The sequence below is a fragment of the Gardnerella sp. DNF00753 genome, assembly GCF_049244275.1.
Lineage (GTDB): Bacteria > Actinomycetota > Actinomycetes > Actinomycetales > Bifidobacteriaceae > Bifidobacterium > Bifidobacterium greenwoodii.
On sequence record NZ_CP058393.1, the window covers coordinates 1,488,110 to 1,499,652 of the forward strand.

Genomic DNA, 11,543 nt, shown 5'->3' on the forward strand with positions numbered 1-11,543 from the left:
GGTGTATCAAGAGTCTTTTTTAAGGAGGATGAATGGCTGACGATTTGTATGGTACCAATCAGCAGGAATCCAATAACAATGTAAATACTGAGGCTATTGCACAGCAGCAAGGCACGCAGAACCCGCAAAATCAACAGGATCAGCAGAACCAGCAAGGCACGCAAGCTCAGCAGGATTCGCAGAACACACAGCCGCAACAAAACTCGCAGCCGCGTACTGCTCAGAATGTTCAAGCTTATAGTCCTGCTCCAGAGTTCGGCGCATACGGACCTGTGAATAATAGTGGAACAGCAAACCAGCCTAACGCAAGTCAGCCTAACGCAAACCAGCCTAGCGCAAACCAGCCTAGCGCTAATGCGGCGCCTGCCTCATATGTTGGGCCGCAAAATCCTTATGCCCCTTCAGCAAATACTTCTAATGCGTTCGGAAATCCATACGAATCTAACGAAAATATTAACCACACAAATGGCGATTATGTTAATCAAAACGCGCAGCAAAATCTTCCTACAGTGTTTAATAGCACAGATGAAGGAGACCACAGCGAAACAAGCGCAGTAAATAAGGGAGAAAAGTTTGTCAATCTTCAGGCAAATAACAATACTCCGCCTGTTATGATTGCTATTTTATCTGCAGTAATTTCAGCAATAGTTTGTGTTGTTGTAATGACTTTCGTAGTTTCGCAAGGCCTTATTGCAATACCGCAAGGAAGCTCCTTAGAAAGCGTCGGTTCAAAAGCATCTGGCCCTGGAACCGCAATAGTTAAAGGCGCACAATCTCCTGATTGGCGTGGCGTAGCTCGTCAAGTTTCTGGCTCCGTAATTTCTATTCAAACGCGCTTAGCCAAGGGAATGGGCAAGGGTTCAGGCGTAATAATTGATTCTAAAGGATACGCAGTTACGAACAATCACGTAATTGCAGACGCAAAACAAATTCAAGTTACGCTTTCTAACGGCCAAATATATTCTGCAACTTTAGTTGGAGCAGATAAAACGACAGATTTGGCTGTTCTTAAGCTTGATAATCCGCCAAAAAATTTGAAAACTGCACAATTTGCAAATTCGGATTTGCTTGCGGTTGGTGAAGCAGTTATGGCTATTGGCAACCCGCTAGGCTATGACGACACTGCTACAACAGGTATTGTTTCAGCATTAAATCGTCCAGTATCTGTTATGGACGATCAAAGCCGTTCAGAAATCGTAACTAATGCTGTGCAAATTGATGCCGCTATTAATCCAGGAAATTCTGGCGGACCGACCTTTAATGCAGCAGGCCAAATTATTGGCATAAACTCTTCTATTGCAGCCACTTCTACTCAAGGCGGAACAGCAGGCTCGATTGGTATTGGTTTTGCAATACCAGCAAACTTGGTGAAGCGAGTAGTTTCAGAAATTATTAAAAATGGTTCTGTTAAGCACGTTGCTTTGGGAATTATGATTAAAAGTGTTGCCGTGGAATCAAATGGTATTACTCGCGGCGGCGCTCAAATTGTTTCTGTAAATCAAGGAACTCCGGCAGCTAAGGCAGGACTTAAAGCTGGAGACACCATTGTGGCGTTTGACGATAAACCTGTTGCTAATAATTACGCTCTACTTGGGTACGTTCGAGCAACAGCGTTTAATAATAAGGCTACACTTACTGTAGTTCGCGGCGGAAACACTCTTAAATTGACTGTTACGTTCAACCAAGAAGAAGCTGCTGTTAGCGGAATGAATCGTAAAGAAAAGACGCTGAAGAATAATAAAAAGAACTCTCGAAATCGTGGTAGTAAATCCGATGACGATGACGACGATGATTTACAGCAGCGTGACGATAGTGACGGAGACGACGGCGGCATCTTTGATCCGTTCGGATTCTGGTAAATTAAATAACGCCTGCAAATATTTAAGGCCATAATAAGTACGCCCCAACAGTAAGATGCATCTTGCGATTATCTTGCAATTGGGGCGTATTTATTTATTTCTTCACACTACTTTTGCGCTCGTATACAGTTACTGTTCCTTCGGAAACATTCGATTTGAAAGAGGATTTAGTTTTAGCAATAACATGCGCCGTGTAATGCTCAATATTGTAGTCCAATGCAACAAAGTAGTACCACGGTTCGCTTGATTCGGTTACAAAGAATTGAGGTTCTTTTTTAGCCTTGCAAGCTGATATTTCATCCCACGCTTGAGACTCAGAAGGACGTTCATTAGTAATAAACGAACTGTTTTTATAACTGCAATCAATAAGATTCTTCGCAAAATAAGGGTTTGCTGTAATAAGCTGCCAAGAATACTGGTGAACATCCTCGAATTCTGGGGAAATAGTATTACCGTTACTATCTAATTTTTCTTCTTTATGCAGCCAAGATGTTACGAAACGCTTATTTTCTGCGTGATTTCGCTGAATAAATTGAGCAAGAGCGCGAGAACCTGAGTAGTCGAATCGAATATCATTAACGCAAGCAAATATATTCCAAATCAAACTTGGCGCTAGCAAAATAACAATAATAGATTGAGTAAATGCACACTTATTACTTAACTTATTTGCAAGCTTAATATCAAAATTAAGCGGCTTATTAGCAACACACATCCACAGTTGCGCAATAAAGAATACGAATACGATTCCTGCATGATGCAAAGTAAAATATTGCGTTGCAATAATAGCAAAAGTCAAATAAGGAAGAATAAGAGATACCAACATTTTCCTACGCTTTGCAATACAAATAGCGAAAGCCCAAATCAGTATTGAAATAAGAACGCAAATAATAGTTGGCAATATTCCTAAAGACATTCTTCTCAAAGAGACGTCTCCAGCGAATGCTGTAAACATGCTTTCTGCCGGAACTACGAAAATAAAATACAGAAATTGAATAAGATGAGAATTTCCGCTAAAAGTTGCGCGAGAACCAAATGCGTTAGCAGCAGGCCAAATGCAGGCAACGCTTGCAAAACCAACAAAAGCAAGCAAAATCCATCCAAGCAAACGATTTATGTTAGAAAATATTTCGCAAACAGCATTCTTAATTCCAGCTATCTGTACGCTTCGCACAACCCAAGCCAAGGCAAAACCTGCAGCAATAGCAATTCCATAAGCACTAATCGCACACATTAACACAAGACTTAGCACAAGTTTCCAAGTATTAGATGGCTTAGAATCCGCATATTTCCAGTAATGTGCAACCATTAGCAAAGAAACGCATAGCAATGCGTAAGGGCGTGCAGTAACGCCGTATTGGAAGCAAATAAAATAAGTAAATGGCAGAAGCGCAATAGTAAAGCGATTAAAAGGAGCACGGAAAATCAGCCATCCTCCTAGAAGAGCAGCGCACAAAAACTGCACACCTTTAAGACCAATTTCGTACGGAACACCTGTTTTTGCAGGGATTGAAAGAAGAAGCGTCCAAAGTGGCGGATGCCCTTCGTAATGCGGACGAAGAGTTAACAAATCAGCAAACGAAGAATCGCGTGCAATAAGCCAACTCTGCGCTTCATCAAACCACGGTTCATGGAAGTACATAACTACTGCAACAACAGCCATGTATGCAATAAAACTAAGCGCGCGCGCATGATTTACAATCCATAGTTTATTTGTTGTTTTCGGAGTATTTGTATTTGCAGTACTCGTATTCGTAATAGTATTTTCGTTCATAAATGTTTTATTTTCTTCTATAGTATTTTCACTAATATGCATATTTCTATTTAATTATTTCTTTCAAAATTGCGTCAGTACTAAACTTCAGCAAATAAAAGCCCCAACCAAATAAAATCACGCTAACACCGTAACAATACAGTGCAAGCGTGATTTTAAAGTTTGAAATTTTTTTAGTTTTGATTCAATGCAGCCAAACGACGAGCGTTAGCCACAGCATACAAGCTGATTCCAGCCGCAACCGAGGCGTTAAGTGACTCAACTGCGTTAGAAATTGGGATTCCAGCAATAGCATCACAAACTTCACGAGTTAGTCTGCTCATGCCCTTACCTTCAGAGCCAAGAACCACAACCAGCGGATCAGTTTCAAAACCCGTTCCACCAACGAGCTTATCGCCGCCGCCATCAAGACCAATCGCATACCAGCCGCGCTCGCGCAAACCTTGAATAGCCTTATTCAAATTAACAACTCGAGCAACTGGCAAATGAGCTGCAGCACCGGCAGAAACTTTCCAAGCGGCAGCAGTTACGGAAGCGCTTCTACGCTCAGGCAAAATCACGCCGTTAGCTCCGAATGCTGCAGCAGAACGAATAACAGCACCCAAATTTTGCGGATCCGTCACGCCATCTAAAGCAATAAACAACGGACGAGCATTAATTCGAGCAGCGGCAGAATCAGCAGCTTCCATTGCGCGAGACTTCTTTTCTGCACGTTCAACCAATTCCTGCAAAGAGTAATACTGGTAAGGCTGCACTTTCAAAATAATGCCCTGATGGTTGCTAGAACGCGCAATTCTATCCATTTCCAAACGGTCAGCTTCCAGCAGACGCAAGCCCTTAACTCCAGCAAGTTTTACAATTTCGCGAGTGCGATCATCATGTTCGATTCGGCTTGCAACGTACAACTGTAAACTTGGAACTCCAACTCTAAGAGCCTCAAGAACAGCATTACGGCCAATAACCAACTCATCCGAATCAGAGGCAAACTTATCCACCCTTCGCCTTGCAGCTAAACGCGGGTCAGCGAAAGTGCGCTTTATAGCAGCTTTCTTAGCGAAATAAGCCTTATGATATACGCGATCTTCAGCCTTTGGCGTAGGTCCTTTGCCTCGCAATGCATTGCGATGTTTTCCACCCGACCCCTTGGTCGGTCCTTTTTTCGTAGTCATACCTCTATTCTCACATGCCCCCGAGGCATTGAGTTCGCAATAAGCAGCATTAACTTTTAATAAATATCAATAAATTTTATTAATTTTACATACTTCTTTTTAGCTTCGACACTTATTGGCGCGTTATATGACATAATAGAACGGTACTTATTTATTGCCGTAAGCTTTTAGAAAAGTGCGAATAACTGCTTTGTAAAAGTGACGCAATATTCCACAACCGCGCAATAGTTACAGTGCTGAACGTACAAAATAGCGTTCGCGTTGCGATTATTGACTACTCCGCGGCGCTCCCAAGGGGGGAAACATGGTTGATCACGCTCTTGATCAATCCAACCGCAAGGTATCTGATGCCAATAATCAGGATCCTTCATTGCAAAACATTCAGCAAGTATCCCTTGCCTTACACGTAGACGTAACTTGCGGCTTAAGTTCCGAAGAAGCATCTAAACGACTTGCACAATTCGGCCCGAACGCGCTTGCTGCATCCGAAAAAACGCCAGCATGGAAGCGATTCCTTGAACAGTTCAAAGATCCACTTGTTTACTTGCTGATTGCAGCTACTATTATTTCTGCAATTGCTTGGTTCGTGGAGAGAGCACAGCATAAAGGTAACAGTGGTGGAGAAGTTCTACCGTTTGATTCCATTGTTATTATCATAATTTTGATTGCAAATGCTGTTCTTGGATTTATTCAAGAGGCACGCGCGGAAGAAGCGGTTGAGGCTTTATCCAGGATGAGCGCTCCGCAAACTTCGGTTTTGCGAGATGGACACGTTATACGCATCGATACTACCGAGGTAGTTCCTGGCGATATTCTTGTTCTTGGAGAGGGCGATGCTGTTTCTGCGGACGGCCGTTTAATTGCTGCAGCATCTTTGCGTGTTGCTGAAGCAAGTCTTACGGGCGAATCGGTTGCTGTAAGCAAGCGTCCCGATACTTTGCAATCCGCAAAAGCTTTGGGAGACCGCACAAACATGGTTTTCAACGGAACTGCTGTTACGCAAGGAACTGGTCGCGCTATTGTAACTTCAACCGGCATGAGCACGCAGGTTGGAAAAATTGCGGATATGCTTTCCAAGTCGGACGAAGAATCCACTCCTCTTGAGCGCGAGATGGTAAGAGTTTCTAAGGTTCTTGGTATTGCTGTATGCATTATTGCGGCTATTGTTCTTGCATCAATGTGGCTACTAGAAGGCTTCCATAGTATTCAGGATATTATTGATTCGCTTCTTCTTTCTGTTTCTCTTGCTGTTGCTGCAGTCCCAGAAGGCTTAGCTGCTATTTTGACTGTTGTACTTGCTCTTGGCGTGCAGCGCATGGTTAAGCATCATGCGGTTGTAAAAAAGCTTTCATCTGTGGAAACACTTGGTTCTGCTTCTGTTATTTGCTCCGATAAAACAGGCACATTAACTCGCAACGAAATGACCGTTGAGCGCGTAATTACTCCTAGTGGAGAAGTGCAGCTTACCGGTAGCGGCTACAAGCCTGAAGGTCGAATGGTGCTGCTTGATTCTGAAAATGCGGATCTTGCTGTCCCGCAAAATCTTGCTACAGAAGTATTAGGAGCTTTAGGTTCCGGCTATTTGGCTAACGATGGCGATCTTCATTACGACGAATCTACTAAAAATTGGCAGCCAGTTGGAGATCCTACAGAAGTGTCTATTGTTGCTGCAGCGCGTAAAACAAAGGCAGATAAGCGTTACGCTCACTTAACTCGTGTTGCTGAAGTTCCGTTTACTTCTGAACGCAAACGCATGTCTGTAGTTGTAAAAGATGGTTCAGATTCTGGAAATCTTATTGTTTGCGCTAAAGGCGCTCCAGATGTGCTTCTTTCTTACTGCACTCGAATTGCAGTAGCTGGTGCTGTACGTCCGCTTACTGACGGCGATCGTGAAGATATTTTGGCAACTGTTGAGCGCCTTTCGGGGGAAGCTTACCGAACTCTTGGAATGGCGTACCGTCCGCTTGGTGTTGATAGTCTGGCGAAAGTTGACGGCATGGTTTCTAATGCTGCCGGCCAGATTGCTGACGTTGCTGAGCAAAGTGACGTTTTGGAATCTGATTTAATTTGGAACGGCATGGTTGGAATTATTGACCCGCCTCGCATTGAAGTTCGAGACAGCGTTGCTCAAGCTCACCGAGCTGGAATCCTCACTGTTATGATTACCGGCGACCATCCTCTTACGGCTACGCGCATTGCTCGAGATCTTGGAATTATTGGAAAAGATGAGCATGCGCTTACAGGCGACGAACTTGACGAGTTGCTCTCACGCGACGACGACAATATTGCTTTTGATGAAGCTATCAGTAAAACTAGCGTGTACGCGCGAGTAGCTCCTGAGCACAAACTTGCTATTGTTTCTTCATTGCAACGTCAAGGAAATATTGTTGCTATGACAGGCGACGGCGTAAACGACGCTCCAGCCGTAAAGTCTGCCGATATTGGCGTTGCAATGGGCATTACTGGTACAGAAGTAACTAAAGAGTCCGCCAAGATGATTTTGGCTGACGATAATTTCTCTACAATTGTTGCAGCAGTGCGCGAAGGACGTGGAATTTTCGACAATATTCGTAAATTCTTGCGATACTTGCTCAGTTCTAACGTTGGTGAAGTTTGCACCGTTTTCGGTGGTGTTGTTTTTGCTGGAGCGCTAGGCATCACGCAGCCTAATTCCGTAGGTGTTACGCTTCCACTTCTTGCAACTCAGCTTTTGTGGATTAATCTGCTTACGGACGCAGCTCCTGCGCTAGCGATGGGCGTTGACCCGCAAACTGACGATGTAATGGATAGAAAGCCTCGAAAACTTACCGATAGCGTTATCGACCGACGAATGTGGGGAGATATTGTATTTATCGGCATAATTATGGCTGCTATTACGTTAATTGGAATGGATATGCATTTGGCAGGAGGCTTATTTACTGACCGTTCTGTTGGCATTATGAGCCATGCTGCACAAATGACTCACGCTCGCACAATGGGATTCACAATTCTTGTGTTTGCGCAAATGCTTAACGCACTAGCCTCTCGTTCCGATTCACAAAGCGTATTTGTAGGTTTGTTTGCAAACCGTTGGCTTTGGGGCGCTATTGCAGTTTCTGTGCTTCTACAGCTGGCAGTAATTTACATACCGTTCTTGAATGAACCATTTGGCACTGTGCCTTTGAGCTTAACTGAATGGTTTGAGTGCCTTGGCCTTTCAATGGTTGTGCTTATTGCTTCGGAGTTAAGAAAGTGCGTGTTACGTTTCATCGCAAAGCACAAGGCTCAAAAAGCTTTAACTGTGGTTGCTTAAAAGCAAGCAAACACAGACCGCGGCACGCGCTACAATTATCAGTATTGTAATTTTCGCGCAAAATAGCAGTAAATATTTCGTGCGAACAATGAAGTTACTGATGTATAAGCTTTATTGCAAGGAGATTTGACGTCATGCTGTTGTCTGATCACGACATTCTCAAAGCTCATGATGAGGGTCATATTGATTTGACCCCATGGACCCCGGAAATGGTGCAGCCTGCGTCAATTGACGTGCGCCTCGACCGATTTTTCCGCTTATTTAACAACCATGCTTACACGTATGTTGATCCTGCAGAAAATCAGGGTGAACTTACAGAACAGTTCGAGGTAGCTCCTAATGAGCCTTGGATTTTGCATCCTGGTGAGTTTGCTCTAGGAGCTACATGGGAGTATGTAAAGCTTGACGCAACCATTGCTGCACGCTTGGAAGGCAAGAGCTCGCTTGGACGTCTTGGTATTTTGACACATTCCACCGCTGGCTTTATTGATCCAGGTTTCGAAGGTCATATTACTTTGGAACTTTCTAACGTGAGTACTTTGCCGGTTAAGCTTTGGCCGGGTATGAAGATTGGCCAAATGTGCTTCTTCCAGTTAAGCTCACCATGCGAGAATCCGTATGGTGCAGCTGTTAACGGCTCGCACTATCAGGGTCAGCGCGGTCCAACTCCGTCGCGTTCGTATGAGCATTTCTACCGTGCTGATTTAAGCTAGCAATGCTTTTATGGCATGTTTTTTTGCAAAAATCGTAAAATTCAGAAGAAAAGTATAATATTCACAGAGAATTTTCAGGTTGTATTACTGTACTGCTCAGAATAGTATGGTTTTATAATAGTGTCGAACAAAACGACAGGTGCATGGCACCTAGAATTTATTCTTTTCTTCTCTCCTTTATTTCCCCGGCGCACAGGCGCCGGGGTTAAATTTTTTCGCAACATAAATTACTTCTCTCCCAGCAGGAGTTAAGATCTGTTTTGCGAGCTGCGGATAAGATAGTCAAATGCAGATAATGCAGCATTTGCGCCCGTTCCATACGCTGTAACAATCTGCTTATACGGTTCGTCCGAACAATCTCCAGCAGCAAAAATACCTGGAACATCAGTGCAACCAGCGCGATTTGTAATAATTTCTCCTCTATTATTTAGAGGAATCTGATTTTCCAGCCAGCGAGTATTTGGAGCCAAACCAATCTGCACAAATACGCCGTCCGCTTCAATAACATGCTCTTTAGATTCGGAATTATTCACACTATTTCTATCTATATATTTAACTGCCGTAACTTTATTGCCATTGCCTTCAACTTTGCTTACAGCAGCACTCGTAATAATTTCAGTATTTGGCAAATTATGCAAAGTATTTAGTAATACTTGATCCGCTTTAAGAGTATCCATAAATTCGACTACAGTAACGTGCTTTGCAATACCAGCTAAATCAATCGCTGCTTCTACTCCGGAATTTCCGCCACCAACAACGACAACATTCTTATCTTTGAAAAGTGGACCGTCGCAATGAGGGCAGAACGATACGCCTCTATTCCTATACTCATCTTCTCCAGGAACGCCTAATGTACGCCAAGTTGCGCCAGTTGCAATAATCACTGCACGAGCTTTCAAAGATCCGCCAGAACGAGCATGGATCGTATGCAAACCGCATGATTCTTTGGCTAAATCAAGCGAGTCTGCCCAATCAGGAGTAAATACGTCAATATCGTATTGCGAAATATGTTTAGTTAAATCTGCTGCTAGCTGAGCGCCAGTAGTATGCGTTTGCGAAATATGATTTTCAATACTTTCGGTTTCTACAACCTGCCCGCCACGATGATCCATAATCATAGCCGTGCGCAAGCCTTTACGAGCAGTGTAAATTGCGGCAGCAGAAGCAGCAGGGCCACCACCCACAAGAACAATATCGTATGGGTCTTGCGCGTTCATTTTTTCTGCGAGCGCAACATTTGCCGCAGAAATGCTATTATTCCCATCAGATTTTTCGTTAGACGCAAGTATTTCCACCAGTTCATCTATTCCTGCCCGTCCGGAGGAAATAAGTTTGCCATCTTCAAACACTGCCGGCACGCTCATTATGCCAAGGCGCTCCACTTCTTCTCTAAAAGCGCTACCTTCTACTGCAATATGCTGAATTTTAGGGTTAATAATAGAAATGGTATTAAGTGATTGCACAACTTCTGGGCAATTTAAGCAAGTTACCGACATGTAAGTTGTTACATTGTGTGGACCAAGTTTAAGTATTGCTTCGCGCTGCTCATCACTAATTTTTGGCGCATAGCCACTTACTTGTAGAAGCGCTAATACTAAAGAACTGAATTCGTGTCCTAAAGGCAATCCTGCAAAACTAACCGATACAGTAGATTCTCCATTTACTGAATTATCTAGTTTTCTGCGCAATTCAAAGCTTGGCTTACGCTTTGAATTGTTGATTTCATTATTATTTACTTCAACAATACTGATTTTGTTGCTTTGTTGAGATACTTCTTCTAACAATGCTCTAACTTTTTGAGATGTTTCAGAATTGTCAACGTAAGAAACGATTTCTATTTTAGATACCATCTTTTTTAGTAATTCTGAAAGCTGAGCAGTTAATGACGCATTCAACAAAGACATAATCTACTTCCTTCGGTAACTTTAGCCACAAACAAAAATAAGCTAAATGCGTAGGAAGCTAAGAACGTAGCCCCCTACGCATTGCGAAAATTCTTTAAAAAGATTCTTTAATATTTAATTGCAAAAATCAGATTTTGCCGACCAAATCGATAGAAGGCTCCAAGGTTTCTTCACCCTGCTCCCATTTTGCTGGGCAAACTTCGCCTGGGTGCGCTGCAATATACTGCGCTGCCTTAACTTTACGAAGCAGCTCGTCGGCATTACGGCCAATGCCATCAGCTGTCATTTCGAAGAATTGAATCATACCTTGCGGGTCAACTAGGAAAGTTGCGCGGTGAGCTAAACCTGATTCTTGATTCCAAGCATCAAAATTACGCGAAAGAGCTCCGGAAGGATCACCCAACATGGTGTACTTTACTTTTGCAATTGCTTCAGAATCGTCATGCCATGCTTTGTGCACAAAATGTGTATCCGTAGAAACTGAGTAAACTTCAACACCTAGCTTTTGCAATTCTTCATAGTGGTTTGCAAGATCTTCCAACTCAGTAGGGCATACGAATGAAAAATCCGCTGGGTAGAAGAAGAAAATAGCCCACTTGCCGAGTACGTCAGCATCGCTTACTTCAACAAATTCACCATTCTTATAACCATTTACTTTGAATGGAAGAATATGCGTGTTCATTAAACTCATACTATGCTCCTCAATATGTTCAATTGTGCTTTCTAAGCGAAACTATCAATACTGATTATAGGCAATAAATAGTGTTGCTTCCATAGTTAAAAATGTATTCTATATCACTAATTAGGGTATTTGACAGCATTGTTTAACAGAATA

Annotated in this window: 7 protein-coding genes; 3 read left to right on the forward strand and 4 right to left on the reverse strand. The window is 43.0% G+C overall.

The features are described 5' to 3' along the window. Window positions 1–32 precede the first annotated feature (32 nt). On the forward strand, window positions 33–1,859 hold the full coding sequence (locus tag HXT33_RS05965; RefSeq protein WP_421786989.1) for a trypsin-like peptidase domain-containing protein: 1,827 nt from the start codon (window positions 33–35) through the stop codon (window positions 1,857–1,859). 94 nt (window positions 1,860–1,953) lie between these two features. On the opposite strand, the gene HXT33_RS05970 is transcribed toward HXT33_RS05965, so the two are convergent. Next, window positions 1,954–3,672 carry an ABC transporter ATP-binding protein gene (locus HXT33_RS05970; RefSeq protein WP_421786991.1) on the reverse strand — a complete coding sequence of 573 codons (1,719 nt, stop codon included), beginning with the start codon at window positions 3,670–3,672 and terminating at the stop codon, window positions 1,954–1,956. A gap of 131 nt (window positions 3,673–3,803) precedes the next feature. Beyond that, a complete protein-coding gene (gene rlmB, locus HXT33_RS05975; RefSeq protein WP_421786993.1) occupies window positions 3,804–4,799 on the reverse strand; it encodes a 23S rRNA (guanosine(2251)-2'-O)-methyltransferase RlmB in 996 nt (331 codons plus the stop codon). Between the two features lie 304 nt (window positions 4,800–5,103). Between rlmB and HXT33_RS05980 the strand changes: the two genes are divergently transcribed. After that, a complete protein-coding gene (locus HXT33_RS05980; protein ID WP_421786995.1) occupies window positions 5,104–8,091 on the forward strand; it encodes a cation-translocating P-type ATPase in 2,988 nt (995 codons plus the stop codon). Window positions 8,092–8,225: 134 nt separating this feature from the next. Then, complete coding sequence (gene dcd / locus HXT33_RS05985; RefSeq protein ID WP_004136673.1) at window positions 8,226–8,804, forward strand: dCTP deaminase; 579 nt, start codon at window positions 8,226–8,228, stop codon at window positions 8,802–8,804. Window positions 8,805–9,052: 248 nt separating this feature from the next. On the opposite strand, the gene ahpF is transcribed toward dcd, so the two are convergent. Both ahpF and ahpC read right to left on the reverse strand, forming a co-directional pair. Continuing rightward, a complete protein-coding gene (gene ahpF / locus HXT33_RS05990) occupies window positions 9,053–10,708 on the reverse strand; it encodes an alkyl hydroperoxide reductase subunit F (protein WP_421786997.1) in 1,656 nt (551 codons plus the stop codon). 127 nt (window positions 10,709–10,835) lie between these two features. After that, window positions 10,836–11,399 (reverse strand): alkyl hydroperoxide reductase subunit C, encoded by a 564-nt coding sequence (ahpC, locus tag HXT33_RS05995; RefSeq protein ID WP_004133847.1) that lies wholly within the window; start codon window positions 11,397–11,399, stop codon window positions 10,836–10,838. Between the last annotated feature and the right edge of the window lie 144 nt (window positions 11,400–11,543).

Bases quoted from the DNA above. Each gene is read 5' to 3' on its own strand.
- HXT33_RS05970 (WP_421786991.1), bottom strand. From the start codon at position 3,672: ATGCATATTAGTGAAAATACTATAGAAGAAAATAAAACATTTATGAAC.
- rlmB (WP_421786993.1), bottom strand. From the start codon at position 4,799: ATGACTACGAAAAAAGGACCGACCAAGGGGTCGGGTGGAAAACATCGC.
- HXT33_RS05980 (WP_421786995.1), top strand. From the start codon at position 5,104: ATGGTTGATCACGCTCTTGATCAATCCAACCGCAAGGTATCTGATGCC.
- ahpC (WP_004133847.1), bottom strand. From the start codon at position 11,399: ATGAGTTTAATGAACACGCATATTCTTCCATTCAAAGTAAATGGTTAT.
- ahpF (WP_421786997.1), bottom strand. From the start codon at position 10,708: ATGTCTTTGTTGAATGCGTCATTAACTGCTCAGCTTTCAGAATTACTA.
- HXT33_RS05965 (WP_421786989.1), top strand. From the start codon at position 33: ATGGCTGACGATTTGTATGGTACCAATCAGCAGGAATCCAATAACAAT.
- dcd (WP_004136673.1), top strand. From the start codon at position 8,226: ATGCTGTTGTCTGATCACGACATTCTCAAAGCTCATGATGAGGGTCAT.